We start from the raw sequence: 15,260 nt of genomic DNA on the forward strand, positions 1-15,260 counted from the left end.
ACTTCTTCATTGGGGAATATTAATTTCAATCGTTGTCCCCCTGCCTGGCTGGCTATTTAAAGAGACACTTCCATGATGCGCTTCTACCAGCAACTTTACATAGCTCAACCCCAGACCAATACCGGGCAACGAACGGTCGGGAAGATTACTGCCCCGATAGAACTTATCAAATACACGATTCTGTTCGGAAACCGGAATGCCGATACCATCATCAGACACCCGTATCATTAATTGGTGATCCTGCAAAAGACAATCTACAACAATATGCACAGACCTGCCCGAATACTTCACGGCGTTCTCTATCAAATTACTGATAATATTGGAAACATGCACCGGATCCGCCGTTACCAGAGTCTCCGAACTGAAATGGGTTTCAATAGAAACATCCTTATCCTCAGGAACATGGTAAAGCCGGACAAGCTTTTCCAAACTCGTCTTTATATCAAATGTACGGACAGAAAGCTGCGTGTGTTCATCATCGGCACGCGTCATATCACGTAATTTTGAAAGATAGGCCGACAGATTATCCAGCTCGGACATGGAATCGTGAATCACTTCATCCATTGCTTTCTCGTCTATTCGCATAGACTTGTCATTGAGAAAGGCTATACACATTTTCAGAGCCTGGACGGGACGTTTCAGTTCATGTATCATAGTGTTTACAAAGCTTTTTCGCAGTTCGTCTATCCGCCGTTGCTTCAAGATGGTTTTTATCTGAAACAGCAGACAAAGCCCCAGCAAAAAGATCAGGCAGGTACTGCCCACTAACTGCCAACCCATACGCACGAGTACCGCATGGGGCGAAACCTTCACGGAAACAAGCACAAACTGGCGTTTCAGGGGATTATAAGGATACATTACTTCTATATACGGATTGAACAATGTACCTTGCCGTTTCAGCTCAGCATTCCACCGGTAAATGGAATCTTCGGTAACCACCAGATGCGTAGTAAACAGTTGATTGTCCAGGCGCATGGCAAGCAAAGAATCAAATTGCTGCAATGCGAAAGGTACATCCAATTCAAGACGATAAAGATTAATCACCGAATTCAGATTAGGAGCATCCTTATCGGACATATTAATCTTAAATGAATCCATAACGATGATTCTTTCTTTAGGAATGATACTATCCAACGTCCATTGCTCACGCTGTGTTTTCTTTGTTTGGTCATCCACCTTAGCCGAATCTCGCGTCTCTATCTTGAGAGTTTCTACATTCACCCCCATGTTCTCCAGCTCTCTTCCTTTCAGAGCACCCAAAATCACTTCATCAATGGTGGTGCGGTGTTCCAAATCAATGGATTTGCTCAGCTGATAGAAGAACATATTGGCATTGTTGAGCACCTTTTTGGGTTGAGGAGTACGGATAGAGTCATACTGTTGAGTGGTCTGCAAGATGCGATCATAAATATCATTGATCTGTTCATCATTCATATACTGATACTGATTACGCAACCAGTAGACCTGTCCGCAGGTAATAAGCAGCATCGATACGATGGAGAATATCCAAACGATCTTAATCCGTTGTTCCATAATTGTTCTTTTTTTAGTCTCGCTTAGAAAGACTTTCATTTAGTACCGGCAAAGGTAAAAGTTAGCTTGCAAATATAAGTACGTGCGAGGCAGATATTATGCATTGAGTAATATTTCAGTAATAACTTTCAGCCTCTTCTGAAGTAAAATCCGCATAGTTTTGCACTACAATATTTGCTGGCAACAGCATGTCAAACCTCTAAAAAGTAAAACTATGAGTACAAGAATTATCTTTCTTAATCTGTGTCTCGCCATGTTGTTCACATCACAGGCAAAGGCACAAATCATCGTTTCTGATGGAACGAAAATCCAAAATGATACCATCGGTGAGGCACAGCTCCTTGTGCAATATGAAACGCGCTGTATCAGCAATACGGAAAAGCCGGAAAATGTTACGGAAGAAACTATGATGTTGGAAGTCGGTAAAAATCTCTCCAAGTTCTATAGTTACACCAAGTATGTTTGCGACTCCGTACTGGCAGTGGACTTCGCCAATAAAGCCTCGCAGGAAATGATTAATGAACATCTGAAACAATACGGGACAAGCAAACTGAGCGAACGCACATTCAGAGGTTATCCTGCCGGAAAAGTAACGACTCTCGATGAAATAGCAGGCATATCCCGCCTGCGTTGTGAAGAACCGGATGAACGTCCGCAGTGGAAGATACTGGCAGAAAACGACAGTATCCTCTCCTACCTCTGCGGCAAAGCCGAATGTCGGTTCAAAGGACGGACATGGACAGCATGGTTCACTACAGAAATTCCTGTCAGCGAAGGTCCCTGGAAATTATGCGGACTGCCTGGACTGATACTAAAAGCCGTAGACAGTGAAGGGCATTATTCATTCACTGCCATAGGTATAGAGCAATGCCATACTGACAGACCCATACTCTTCGATGGAAAGAAGCATGAACCGATAAATCGTAAAGCATACAACAAAGTACATGAACGCTATTATGCAGATCCGGTAGGATTTATCACCGGAAGTATGCCAAACGTTACCATCAAAATAAGTGATGAACACGGTAATGCAACCAAGAACCCGAAGAACATTCCTCATAATCCATTGGAACGGGGTGAATGAGTTACGAGCTGCAAGCTACAGGCTAATTGTCAATAATTATACATGCCTATTTTTCTATATTTATCTCCTTATTCTTTATCTTCTGATTTTAATGACTGGACAAGCTGAATTTTGCTGACCCACGCTACAGTACATTGTAGAGGGGGTAACACCTCCCATTTTAGGGGGGGTTAACTCCCCAGCTGGGGAGTGCGTTACTCCCCGGTTAGAGAGTGCGTTGCTCCCCAGTTGGGGAATGCGTTACTCCCCAGCTGGGGAGTTAACACCTATTCAACTGGGGAATTTTCATCTGTAAAGTGATGATATCGGAATATAGATATATATAAGTACTTTTTACTATCATATATATATTTATAAAGTCATCATCGGAATAAAAGATGGACTAATAACCGTATCCTTTATTTTTTTAATGAATTGAATATATGAACAGATCAGTTTTCTTTATGGCTTTCCTCTCTTTTCTTTATTTCTCAACAATTAGTCGTGCTCAAACTCTGAGCGGAATAATAACAGATGCAGAAACCCATCAACCGCTGGAAGCTGTAATGATTAGTGTGTTACGCGGAAACATGATGATAGATTACACGCTGACCGACACCAAAGGGCAATATTCTCTGCCCTGGAAGCATAGCGGGACATTGCAGCTTAATGTTTCCCTGTTAGGCTATAAGAGAGAGATGCGCAATATCAGTGCAGCAGGAACCCTGAATATCAACCTACAGGCAGAATCGATTATGCTAAAAGAAGTACAAATACGTCCCGGACGTATCAATACCCGAAAGGATACGGTAAGATATGACCTGGCACAGTTTGCCTCATCCAAAGATGTACACATAAAGGATGTATTAAAGAAACTTCCGGGTGTGGATATAGATGAAAACGGACAGGTAAAGTATAAAGGGAAGGCCATCGACCATTATTTTGTGGAAGGAATGGATGTGACAGGCGGACGTTATAACCAAATCAACAACAATCTGAGTGCCAAAGCCGTAAAGAGTGCGGAAATCATGGAGAACTATCAGTCGGTAAAGGCCTTGAAAGGAAAAATTAATTCCGAAGAAGTGGCATTGAACCTGAAACTGGACCCGAAAGCACGTGACCAATGGATAACAAACGGTACCCTGGGAACCGGATGGAGTGACAACAACGACAAAATCCTGTGGGAAGGCGGACTGAATGCCCTTCAACTGGGTAAAGGAAAACAGAGTGTCTATAATTACAAGACAAATAACAATGGCAAGGATCTCAGCAACGAGCAAACAAGACTGACCGGAAATAACCAGCAACAAGTTCCGCTTTCCGGTTTTCTCTCCCAGCCGGGCATCAGCGCACCATTAGACAAGAATCGCTTGCTATTCAATGAAACCCACACCCTGAACGGTAACCGCATGTACAAATGGAATGATGACCGCAGCTTGCGCCTGCAAGCCGGATATACTCATGATCTAATCCAACAGCAACGGGGAAATACCCAAATCTATTATCAACCGACAGATACCATACAAATAGACGAAACCTACCATTATCGTCTAAGAAGTGACATCGCTAATCTGGAACTGCGTTATGAAGATAACAGCAGCCGGAATTATATATCCAACCGCTTCACCGTAGACGGAGAAATAAATCGCGGACGTTCGGAGGAACTGGGACAAACTCTGCAAACTTCACAACTAAGTGCCGGAAACTACTTCAATCTTATCCGGAACCGGGAAAGCGGAACCTGGGAATTCCGTTCGGCAGCGCAGTATGCTTACCAGCCTGCATCCTTATTACTCGAAGAAGGAAAAAGTAAATTCAACCAGCATAACTTCTACACAGATAACAGTGCCGCATATCTACGAAAGTATAATGGATTTACCCAACAATATAAAGCAGGAATACAAGGGGAACGGGCTACCCTGAAATATACCCCGGCAGGACAGTCCTATGATTTCAATGCTTCGCATCTATCATTATATCTTACCCCCTACTTCCAGCTGAAACGGGGAAAATGGCTGACTACGCTTTCCCTTCCTCTGAAAGCAGAATGGTATTTCTCACAACAGCGTTCGTTCCTGTTCTTCAATCCGTCCATGTATTTGCGTTATAAACTGGATTATCATTGGACGTTCTCCCTTTATGGCAGTCTGAAACGTTCAGCAGGAGATTTCTCCGACTTGTATCCGGGACTCTACCAAACCGATTACCGCACCTGGCGAGACGGCAACGGACTTTTCCCTACCAGCACCACGCAAACCTACAATCTCTACGGAGAGTACAAAAACACTGTACAGGAATTTTTCATCACCGCCGCACTAACCTACAGCCGCAGCAATCGGAATACCCTTTTCGAACAGAGTGTTTCCGAAGATGCCATTGTCTACACCCGTCGTGAATTACCGAACCATAACGATAGCTGGAATCTCAGCAGCACCCTGTCCAAAGGTATATATGACTGGCATTTGAAAACCTCACTCACCCTACTACTCAGTCGCAGCAATGGCGAGCAGCTTACCCGCTTGGCTGACAGCGAGGGCAATCAACAAAGTCTTCTGCAAACCTATCGTTATGATTATCTGAAAGCAGAGCCTAAAATAATCTGGTCGCCCGCAGATGTTTTTGAAGCGGAATATCATGCCACATTAGGCTACGGTGGCAGCAAGATAGGAAGTGACCCCCGTCTCACCCCGTTACTGGACTTCGTACAACGATTACATCTCACATTCAGTATCGGGCAAGTAGACCTGCGGCTCTCCGGCGAGCATTACCGGAATGACCTGGGAGGAAACACACATCTCAACACAGTATTCGCAGATGCATCCCTTATCTATAAAAGAAAAAAATGGAGATTGGAAGCAACCCTTAACAATCTCTTCAACAAAAAAGAGTATGCTTACACAACGTATTCCGCCACGCAAAGTTACACTTCACGGCTAAATATACGTCCAAGGGAAGCAATGGTGACAGTCAATTATCAGTTCTGAATCTATAAGATCATCACTGTGGAATATATCAGTATCCCCACTATCGTCAATCCGCCCACCAGTATCGGAGCATAAATGTGGGGAACTTTCTCCATAGTCTTATGTCCGCTGACTTTCAGGAAAAGGCGGTATACAATATATGCGGCCAATAATCCGATCAGTGTTCCCACTATGAGATCGCCCGGATAATGTACTCCCAGGTAGATACGTGAATAGCAGGTCAGCAACGCCCACCCCATCATAAATACGGTGAGCCATCGTTTACGGAAAAGAAACCAGACAAAGAATGCCAGGCCAAAAGTATTGGCAGCATGGCAAGACGGGAAACCATAACGCCCTCCTCGACGTCCATTTACAATATGCACCATATCGGATATAGGATTTTCCAGATTGGAAGGGCGGAGACGTTCCACATACGGACGTATCAATGTTGCCCCCGTCTGGTCGGCAATGGTAATTACGAGTGCCAGACCGACCATGCAGAACAAAGTCACTTTCCAATGGAAATTGCGTAGCATCACGTACCAAATGGCGGCATACATGGGTATCCAAATCCATTTACCACTGTAGGTACTCATGAAATAATCAAAGAACGGACTGTGCATCCGATTGATGGAGAGGAATATGTCAGTATCAATGTCAACAACCTCATTCAAAAGTTCTAATAGCATCATCTTGTTTTATCTTTTAGCAATGTCATCATACAATTTCTGCAAATAGGCCTTGCCCGGTAGCAAGTTCTTGCCTTTCGTACTGCCTTCATCTACTGCCACGGCATTAGCTTCGCAGTTAAATATCAACTGATTGTCCGGTGTCACCATACCAAAGGCATCCGGAACGGCAAAGAATGCAAAATGTGGAGAAGCCGGATTCAGCATATCTTTACTGAACACAAAATCCTGATGTGGCAATGATAATTGTGCCAATAAAGTAGCCGCAATATCATGTTGGGAACCATATATATCAATGCGTCTTGGTTCGCTAACCGCACCTCCTATCAATAACAGGGGGATTTGGTAACGATCTACCGATAGATTATTCAAATGTTCGGGATACGCGCCCAAGTGGTCGGGAACCAATACCAGCACTGTATTCTTCCATTGGGGCAATTCGCGGAAACGCTTCACAAAGTCGCCTACACAACTATCAGTATAAGCAAAAGCGTTTAAACGATCATTCGCCAGACGGCGATACGGAACTTCAAAGGGTTCATGACTGCTGGAGGTTTGCAATACCTGGAAAAAGGGACGGGCATTTTCCGCCGAAGTTGTGTCTGCCGCCTCAGCTTTCATATCTTCCAGCAGACGGTTGAAAACAAGATGGTCATGCGCTCCCCATTTACTCAAGCGCTCTGATACGGGAAAGTCCTGATCGGAAATAATATTCTCGAAACCGGAAGACATCAGATAGGAACGCATATTCGTAAAGTCGGCATCACCTCCATAATAATATTTAGTACGGTATCCGGCATCACGCAGGCTACCTGCAATGGCAGGAAGATTCTGTGTCTTACGGGGATACTTCATGATACTCGTGGTAGGCTGTGCGGGATAGCCACTCAGAATAGCCACCAGTCCACGGTCTGTGCGGAAACTGTTGGCATAAAAGTTTGTAAAGAGTACTCCCTCCTTTGCCAGACTGTCCATCTGTACAGCAATATCCGGTTCACCGCCCAAAGTTGTCATCAATCTGGATGAGAAGCTCTCCAATATAACAAAGATAACATTGGGGCGTTCTGTCTTGAATAAAGTCGTACGTAAAGTATCGGGAACCACTGCAGTACTGTCCAGCACTGACGGATCTACCAGATTCTTTATCAACTCATCCGCCTGTGCCGCTTCCATAAAACGATATTGCTTGCCGAAATCCTTTTGCTTGGATAGAGATTCCATCAGGCTGAATGCCGGATTGATAGCTGCATGGTTCAAGCGTTGGTTGGAACTGAAATAAACTTTGCCGGTGTTCATTGTAGAAACGGTAAAACCGCCACGGATAGGAATAAAGAGCAAACCGGTCAGTAACAGCATTACACCTGACACCGACAATCGGCGATAAGGCAGTTTCATCCTTTTCCAGATACCTTTCTGTATCCAAAGAAAAAGAGCGTAAAGCAATGATGCATACAGGATCATGGCTACTATTCCTCCCAGCACCTGCCATATACTGATACTTGCCAGCGCATCTTTGGGAGAAGAAAAGAAATAAAAAAGCGGTGTAGCATCCAGACGGAAGCCCCAATACTCATATAAACCTATATCAACAATGAAAATGACAGCGAGCAAAATAGCGATGAAGAAGTAATAGCCGTTCCAGATGCGGCGGAGTGCCTTGGAAAGTGTCCAGGCGGACGCTATGAAGAGTAGTCCGGGAATAGCCGTTAAATATCCGGCAAGCGAGAGGTCGAGGGGTAAACCATTCCAGATAACCTTGAAAGGGTCTGTCCAGGAAGTTCCTGCATACAAAGAACTGTAGTAGAGTATAAATAACGGTTTCTGTAGTATAAAGATACAGACGAAGAGAATGTACGTCTTTATCAATCCAATAAGCCTTTCTTTCATCAGCTTTTTCTCTTTTTATATTTATATTGAGCGCAAAAATAGTTGTTTTATTCTATTTTACGCCAATATTGTTCAAGAAAACCGTGAAAGATAGGCTTATAGAGTATTTTTTATTATCCGTTTACACGTTTATAGTCTTCAAGGAACTTTTTCAACCCGGAATCCGTCAACGGATGATTGAGTAGACCTTTGATGGCAGACAACGGACAGGTTGCTACATCAGCCCCCACTTCAATACATTGCATGATGTGCGCTGTATGACGAATGGAAGCTGCAAGTACCTGTGTAGTATAACCGTAATATCGATACATTTCTACAATCTTGCCTACCAGTGCAATACCGTCTTCACAGATGTCATCCAGACGCCCGACAAACGGAGAAACATAAGTAGCTCCTGCCTTGGCGGCCAGCAATGCTTGTCCTACGGAAAATACTAATGTGCAATTGGTACGGATACCTTTGGAAGTGAAATATTTGACAGCCTTGATACCGTCGGCAATACAGGGAACTTTTACTACGATGTGAGGGTTGAGTGCAGCAAGTTCTTCACCTTCCTTAATCATACCTTCATAATCCGTAGCAATTACTTCGGCACTGACATCGCCTTGCACGATGTTGCAGATTTCTACATAATGTTTCCGCTGGTTATCTACTCCTTTGATACCCTCTTTCGCCATGAGCGAAGGATTGGTTGTCACTCCATCAAGAACGCCCATATCATAGGCTTCCCGGATTTGATCTAAATTTGCAGTGTCAATAAAAAACTTCATGGTATAAACTGTTTTATTGTGATTTAAAAGATAATCATGCTACATCAAACTAATTGAATTTACGAATGTGAAGCATATATAATAAGAACAGATAGTTTAGTTAAATGTTTTCAGTGCATGCTATTTTATCCTTATAAAGAACAGAACAAGCCAATAATCCAATAAACTCCGGCTGCCAAAAGCCCACTCACCGGGATCGTCAGCACCCAAGCAATCATCAGACTTCTTGTCACTCCCCAACGTACAGCGGAGAGTCTTTTGGTAGCACCGACTCCAATAATAGCTCCGGTAATTGTATGTGTAGTACTCACCGGAATTTTCAAGAACTCCGTAAGATATAAAGTAAAAGCACCGGCTGTTTCCGCGACAACACCTTCCAAAGGTGTTACTTTAGTAATCCTGGTACCCATCGTTTTCACAATCTTCCACCCACCGGACATTGTACCAAGAGAAATGGCTGTAAAACACGAAAATGCCACCCAATCCGGCAAATCCTCAATACTGTTTATTCCCATTCCCAAGCCTTCCGAATGGGCTGCTATCATGGCCGCCGCTATAATACCCATTACCTTTTGCGAGTCATTCAAACTATGCCCTATACTGAACATAGCCGAAGAGACAAGTTGCAATTTCTTAAACCAGACTTCAGCCGTATGGGGATGCGCACGCCGACAAGCATAAAGAACCAACAATGTAAATCCGAAGGCAACAATCATTCCTATCAAAGGAGCAAGAAATATGAAAGCCGCAATCTTCAGAATGATATTGAGTTGAATAGCATCGAAACCATGAGCCATAATGGCGGCTCCTGCAAATCCGCCAATAAGGGTATGGGAAGAAGATGAGGGAATACCTCTCCACCAGGTAAACAGATTCCATGCTATGGCAGCAATCACTCCGGATAATATAATAGGCAGTGTTATAAACTGTTCCATCACAGTCTTGGACACAGTATTGGCTATACCGAAACCGCCGATTAAATATTTGGCAATAAAAAATGCAACGAAGTTAAAGAAAGCCGCCCATATTACTGCCTGAAAGGGAGTAAGAACTTTGGTCGATACAATAGTGGCTATTGAATTTGCCGCATCGTGGAAGCCATTGATATAGTCGAATATCAGAGCCAGTACAATAATTATTACTAATAATTCCATGTTCTCAGCTTCTTCTATGCATATTTTATAATCAGATTCTTTAGTATCTTACCTACCTGCTCTGCCACATCGGTTGTTTTTTCCAATTCATGCATGATCTCTTTAATCTTGATAAGTTCAATGCAATCCTTTTCTTCTTCAAAAAGCTTCGTGATAAAGTGTTCATATACATCATCTGCCTGATTTTCTATATCATGTAACTTATTGCAGTATCCACGCAATGCGGCCGGTTTCTGACGGAAAGTTTCAAGTTCATCCATCGCCTTGCCAATATATACAGCCTCCTGTTGAATCAGGCGACTCAACTCTTTTCCGCTATCGGAAATCGGGTGGGGATTATAGATATTAATACGTTTGGCACAACTGTTTATCCCGTCTATAACGTCATCCATGGTTGAAGCCAACGCATGAATATCTTCACGATCAAAAGGAGTAATGAAAGTAGTTCCAAGCTCATCAAGGATTAAATGAGTTAATTTATCCCCCTCACGTTCCAGGTCTTTTATTCTTTTATAATAATCTGCTCTCTCTTCCGGTTTATCATGTTGTAAACTTTCTACCAAAAGAGTGGATGATGCAGACAAAATCTCAGACAATTGTTTCAACAGAGGAAAGAACTTAGGTTCTTTGGGAGTAAACCTGCTAAAAAAAGAATTTTTCATAAGAATAAATATATCAAATTATTTCTGTTTTTTTGATTTCTTTTTTTGCCCGTATCACCTCTATAATGGCAGGTAATATGGATATAACTATAATTGCCACAATCAACAATTTAAGATTTTCCTGTACAATCGGGAGGTCTCCGAAGAAATATCCGGCATAGCAGAAAAGTGCCACCCAAGCTGCACCTCCTATCAGATTGTATACCATGAAATAATAGTAATGCATTTTACCCATTCCTGCTACAAACGGAGCAAAAGTGCGCACAATAGGGACAAACCTGGCTATAATTATGGTCTTGCCTCCATACTTTTTATAAAATTCATGTGTTTTATCCAAATGACTTTGTTTGAATATTCTGGATTTGGGATTATTGAACAATTTGCGTCCGAAGAGATGCCCTATCATATAATTACAAGAATCTCCCAAAACTGCGGCGAAAAACAAGATCAAAACAAGAATATTTACCTCAAGAGGCGTCCCGGGTAACGAGGCAATAGCTCCCGCCACAAAGAGTAATGAATCTCCCGGAAGAAAAGGAGTAACAACCAATCCCGTTTCACAAAAAATGATTATGAACAATATTATGTAAGTCCAGGCATGATATTCCTGCACAATGTTTATCATATATTGATCAATGTGAAGAATAAAATCTAATATAAATTCCATTATCTATTGAATATTAACATATAGGTATATACATATTCCACAACAGAGATATGACTTTCCAGTTATTCTCAATGAGAGGAATACATATGAATTGAAGTAATAAGAAGATATAAGACACACTAAATGCCTTATAGAAAAGAGAAAGATTAAATAATAATATGTCTTAACGCATAGATATAGTATCTACTGGAATAGTGAGTAAGAGAGAGTTGATACGGAAAAGACATTCTTTTTTCTTCGGGAAGTAGCACCTTTATGGATTTGACGATCTTTGCTACAACTGAAAGGGCATTAAATCTTAGAACTTGTGAAGAAGGAATATTACTGCGTGAAACGGATGTTGCTATATTACCAATAGCCTTACTTGCATATTCTCCGCCATAGACAACTTTCCTACATTGCTCTGCACCTGCCTCAGATATATTACATTCCGTCCTACCCTGCTGCAGGTCTGTTACACAAAGTTCCCCATACTCCTTCACACCACCGGACACAGATTCGAATCCCGATACAAGGAATACACCTAATAACATGCAAAATAAAAGTATATACTTCGCCATAACGGCTGCAAATATAAAAAGTATTTTTTAGAGATGAATCATTTTAGCCTTTTATCTTACGAACCTCCTTTATTCTTTTCCGGGTAATATATACAAAAAGAGCGGATCGTCATACATATAACATACCTGATACAATCGCTTCCCATCTGATACAACCCTGCCCCAATGGTCAAGTTTATAGGAAGAAATAATCATTCGCAGCAGATATTCCCCAATAATAAGTCACATTATCCGGACCTAATGTTAGTATATCATTCTTGGCTTCCACACAGCAGCAAAAGTAATATCCCGTACGGTTTGAGCAGATGTATCCATTACCAAGACTTTACGAAAATATTTATAGGCATATGCCATCCGGTTACCGGAAGGAGAAACAATAGATAGGACCTTCTTCATCTAATATTTGATGAATACCAGCCAATTCTATAAGTTCTCCGAAATCCTCATCTTTTAATGTCACACATCCGGCCACCAGCTGAGCATCTTGTATTACTTTCGGAGTTTCTGCAATAATCGTGTCGTTCGCCTCCCGCTGTTTCTGCTCTGCCCGCGGCTTGCAGGCAGAGAGAAACGATAGAGACAGCAATATAATGTAAAGTAAGTGTTTCATTTATTATTTCAACTTAGCGTACAGAATATAGTTATTGTCATTCTCATGAATGCTATCTGCCAGCTTTTGTACACGTTCCCGGTCGGCAGCAGAAATGTCTTTAGCATCTACCAGATATTTTTCCAATGTTTCTTTCAGAGTTACAGGTTCCATGTTGGCCGTATAATATCCGTTTGAGCAACAGTCTGAAAACCAAGAAATAGGTAAATTTCCCAGATAGTCATTCTCCACTTTATAGAAAGCCCCTTTCAAAGACTGTTTATCTATGACAAAATCGGCAGGGACCTCAGTCGTAAAATTATTTTCATCCACTTGTTTTTCTACAAATATACTTCCCAAGAAATGATGTGGAAGTTCCCTATAATCATGGATAGGAACCTCTTTCTTAGCAAAACTCATAGTGAAACGAGGATTCAAACGCCCGTTGGCATAATGATAAAGGCTATCCGAACGGCGTTCCCAGAATGGGGAAAGAGATACATCAAAATCAGCACCATTCTTATTACTGTGTACCTCATTGCTGAAATCAGGTTTTAAGGCCAGATGGCGTGAACGTATCGTATCTTGTATTTCTCCACTGAACTTCTGAGTCCATGCCACATACGGCAAATAATCAAAAGGCAGAAGGAATACAGACAAAAGAGAATCCTTTGTATTTGCCTTGAAGACACCTTTCGGCACCAAACTAGGTAATGGAATGTTCTGTACAGCCTGTCCTTTCAAATCATAGGCCAGCAGAGATCTTGCATTCCATGGAAGCAAATATATACGCCCACCAGCCTCGTCTATCTGAGCATCATAAATCAACTGATACTCACCGGGACCTTGTCCAAACGCCCCCACATTGCCAAGAAACTTCCCTGATTTATCGAAAAGCTTAAAAGGAGTTTGGTCTTTGCCCCATACCAATATATAATTGTCAGAAACAATCACATTCCGCACAGGCACCAATGCTTCATCCCGGTTATCCAACTTCACAATCTGCAATTCATCTGCAAAATAACTCAATGGAAGTACTAATGTATCTTTCAGTGCCGATAGGTTGCAAACCCATACAGAATCTCCGTTTAAAATCTCCACCGAACCAACTATCGGTTGTGCGTCTAATGCATCACCTTTTGATCCTTGTCCACCATTTGTACAAGAACTCAACCCTCCAATAAACATCAGGCATATCAGTCCTGCACTTTTCCATTGTTTGCTTTTCATATTCTTATTTTTTACATGAAACAATGAGGCAAAGATAGCTGGACAAGGAAGGAAATACAAATTATCTTATAGACAAAAGGTACAAGTTGTCAAGCACATAAATACATGATTATAAGCTACATATAAATTAATCAATCACAATAAGTATAGACAAAAGCTCAAAAACGGCGCAAAAAATCATCCAAAGTCTCATTATTCTCCGTCAATCCCAACTTATCTCGTTTCATCCGCTGTTTCTTACGACTTATCGAGGTACGACTGATACAGTAAATGTCAGATAGATCTTTAATACTAACGTTTATTTTCACCAGGCAACAGAAATACACATCCTTCATGCTCAATCCCGGAAAAGCTTCCAGCAACCGCGCTGAAAAATTATCATAACTTCCATCCACCGTTTGGCGTATATCCTCCCACTCTTCATTAGACAAGGCTATACGTCGATTTTGATTATCATTTTCCTCTTCAGTACTCTCTTCTTCTTTTTCCAAAGAGGGAATTTTATGAAACGACTTCATCCGTCGAAAAAGCGATTCGCGAAGCAGACTCTCTTTTTCGCGCAATATACTCAACTCTTCCGACTGCTGTAACAATTGTTCCGTCTGACTCAGTCTCAGGGATTGCTCACGCCAAAGCTGCTTATACATCTGGCGTTTGCGACGTTGCCAAACAATATAACTCGCAGCAAATGCCACAACAAAACAAAGTCCCAAACTTAACAGCCAGATTTCCCGCCTCTGCTTATCTATTTTCAACCGGTTCAGTTCATTTTCCAGTTTAGCCTTTTCATACTTCGTCCGGCTTTCAACTCCTTCCTCTCTTCTCAGTTCATTTACAAGATGCTCATTAGCAGCAAGTGCTGAATAGAAAGAGCAGCTGTCTTTCCCCAGCGAAGAGTATAGCAACTTCAACCTCCGGGATGCCTCGGCTGCAACCCAACGGTTCAAGGACATCGACGCAATACGATAATAGGTAGAAGCAGAATCATATTCGTTGATACCGGCCCAAAGATTTCCTTTAGCTAAATGATAATAAGGTACCATCTGCCTGTTATCCATATTCTTCCGTATAGAATCTAATCCAGATACCCCCTCCCGGAAACGCCCGGCAGCAGTATAAGCATCAGCTATTCCCTGACAGATAAAACTATACTGCCATTCTTCTGCCGTACGACTGGCCCTCAGAAAATAACGGATAGCCTCATCCGATTCTCCTCTTGCCGAATAGACAGAAGCAATGTAACGGTTCACCTGCGCTTTATGCCCATCACGTATGAAGAAACCTTCAGCCAATTGCATATAGAATAACATGCTGTCCATGTTATTGGAATGATGATAAACTGCCCTTCCTTTATTATACAAATTCAAACCAATCGCAAAAGAGTCGGGTATTATCCGGGAACTTTCACTTATCGGTACCTTCCCTCTCCCACAAGAAAAGAGGAAAGAAAGTATCAAAAACAGGAATAACAGTTTCTTCATAATTTTGAC

Annotated in this window: 13 protein-coding genes; 2 read left to right on the forward strand and 11 right to left on the reverse strand. The window is 42.0% G+C overall.

Features of this window, described 5'->3' with window-relative positions:
* Nucleotides 1-6 precede the first annotated feature (6 nt).
* Nucleotides 7-1,533, reverse strand: coding sequence for a sensor histidine kinase (locus tag K6V21_RS24485; RefSeq protein WP_224320194.1), 1,527 nt, complete (start codon nucleotides 1,531-1,533; stop codon nucleotides 7-9).
* Between the two features lie 214 nt (nucleotides 1,534-1,747).
* On the opposite strand from K6V21_RS24485, the gene K6V21_RS24490 reads away from it, so the two are divergent.
* Nucleotides 1,748-2,617, forward strand: a complete 870-nt coding sequence (locus K6V21_RS24490) for a GLPGLI family protein (protein ID WP_224320195.1) — start codon at nucleotides 1,748-1,750, stop codon at nucleotides 2,615-2,617.
* A 422-nt stretch (nucleotides 2,618-3,039) separates the two neighbouring features.
* On the forward strand, nucleotides 3,040-5,580 hold the full coding sequence (locus K6V21_RS24495) for a carboxypeptidase-like regulatory domain-containing protein (RefSeq protein ID WP_410490257.1): 2,541 nt from the start codon (nucleotides 3,040-3,042) through the stop codon (nucleotides 5,578-5,580).
* A gap of 2 nt (nucleotides 5,581-5,582) precedes the next feature.
* On the opposite strand, the gene K6V21_RS24500 is transcribed toward K6V21_RS24495, so the two are convergent.
* From K6V21_RS24500 to K6V21_RS24545, 10 genes are all read right to left on the reverse strand, one after another.
* A complete protein-coding gene (locus K6V21_RS24500) occupies nucleotides 5,583-6,254 on the reverse strand; it encodes a phosphatase PAP2 family protein (RefSeq protein WP_217714472.1) in 672 nt (223 codons plus the stop codon).
* Between the two features lie 6 nt (nucleotides 6,255-6,260).
* On the reverse strand, nucleotides 6,261-8,138 hold the full coding sequence (locus K6V21_RS24505; protein WP_224320196.1) for an LTA synthase family protein: 1,878 nt from the start codon (nucleotides 8,136-8,138) through the stop codon (nucleotides 6,261-6,263).
* 113 nt (nucleotides 8,139-8,251) lie between these two features.
* Nucleotides 8,252-8,908 carry a fructose-6-phosphate aldolase gene (gene fsa, locus K6V21_RS24510; RefSeq protein WP_007214717.1) on the reverse strand — a complete coding sequence of 219 codons (657 nt, stop codon included), beginning with the start codon at nucleotides 8,906-8,908 and terminating at the stop codon, nucleotides 8,252-8,254.
* Nucleotides 8,909-9,039: 131 nt separating this feature from the next.
* The gene (locus K6V21_RS24515; protein ID WP_224320197.1) at nucleotides 9,040-10,062 is read right to left on the reverse strand and encodes an inorganic phosphate transporter; all 1,023 of its coding nucleotides are present in this window, start codon (nucleotides 10,060-10,062) and stop codon (nucleotides 9,040-9,042) included.
* A gap of 14 nt (nucleotides 10,063-10,076) precedes the next feature.
* The gene (locus tag K6V21_RS24520) at nucleotides 10,077-10,724 is read right to left on the reverse strand and encodes a DUF47 domain-containing protein (protein WP_217714462.1); all 648 of its coding nucleotides are present in this window, start codon (nucleotides 10,722-10,724) and stop codon (nucleotides 10,077-10,079) included.
* Between the two features lie 13 nt (nucleotides 10,725-10,737).
* On the reverse strand, nucleotides 10,738-11,391 hold the full coding sequence (locus K6V21_RS24525) for a DedA family protein (protein WP_224320198.1): 654 nt from the start codon (nucleotides 11,389-11,391) through the stop codon (nucleotides 10,738-10,740).
* A 146-nt stretch (nucleotides 11,392-11,537) separates the two neighbouring features.
* Nucleotides 11,538-11,951 (reverse strand): hypothetical protein, encoded by a 414-nt coding sequence (locus tag K6V21_RS24530; protein WP_224320199.1) that lies wholly within the window; start codon nucleotides 11,949-11,951, stop codon nucleotides 11,538-11,540.
* Between the two features lie 358 nt (nucleotides 11,952-12,309).
* Complete coding sequence (locus K6V21_RS24535) at nucleotides 12,310-12,561, reverse strand: hypothetical protein (protein ID WP_224320200.1); 252 nt, start codon at nucleotides 12,559-12,561, stop codon at nucleotides 12,310-12,312.
* A 3-nt stretch (nucleotides 12,562-12,564) separates the two neighbouring features.
* Nucleotides 12,565-13,770 carry a 6-bladed beta-propeller gene (locus K6V21_RS24540; protein ID WP_224320201.1) on the reverse strand — a complete coding sequence of 402 codons (1,206 nt, stop codon included), beginning with the start codon at nucleotides 13,768-13,770 and terminating at the stop codon, nucleotides 12,565-12,567.
* 158 nt (nucleotides 13,771-13,928) lie between these two features.
* Nucleotides 13,929-15,251, reverse strand: coding sequence for a hypothetical protein (locus K6V21_RS24545; protein WP_224320202.1), 1,323 nt, complete (start codon nucleotides 15,249-15,251; stop codon nucleotides 13,929-13,931).
* Nucleotides 15,252-15,260 lie beyond the last annotated feature (9 nt).

Source organism: Bacteroides cellulosilyticus, from assembly GCF_020091405.1.
Classification (GTDB): Bacteria; Bacteroidota; Bacteroidia; order Bacteroidales; family Bacteroidaceae; genus Bacteroides.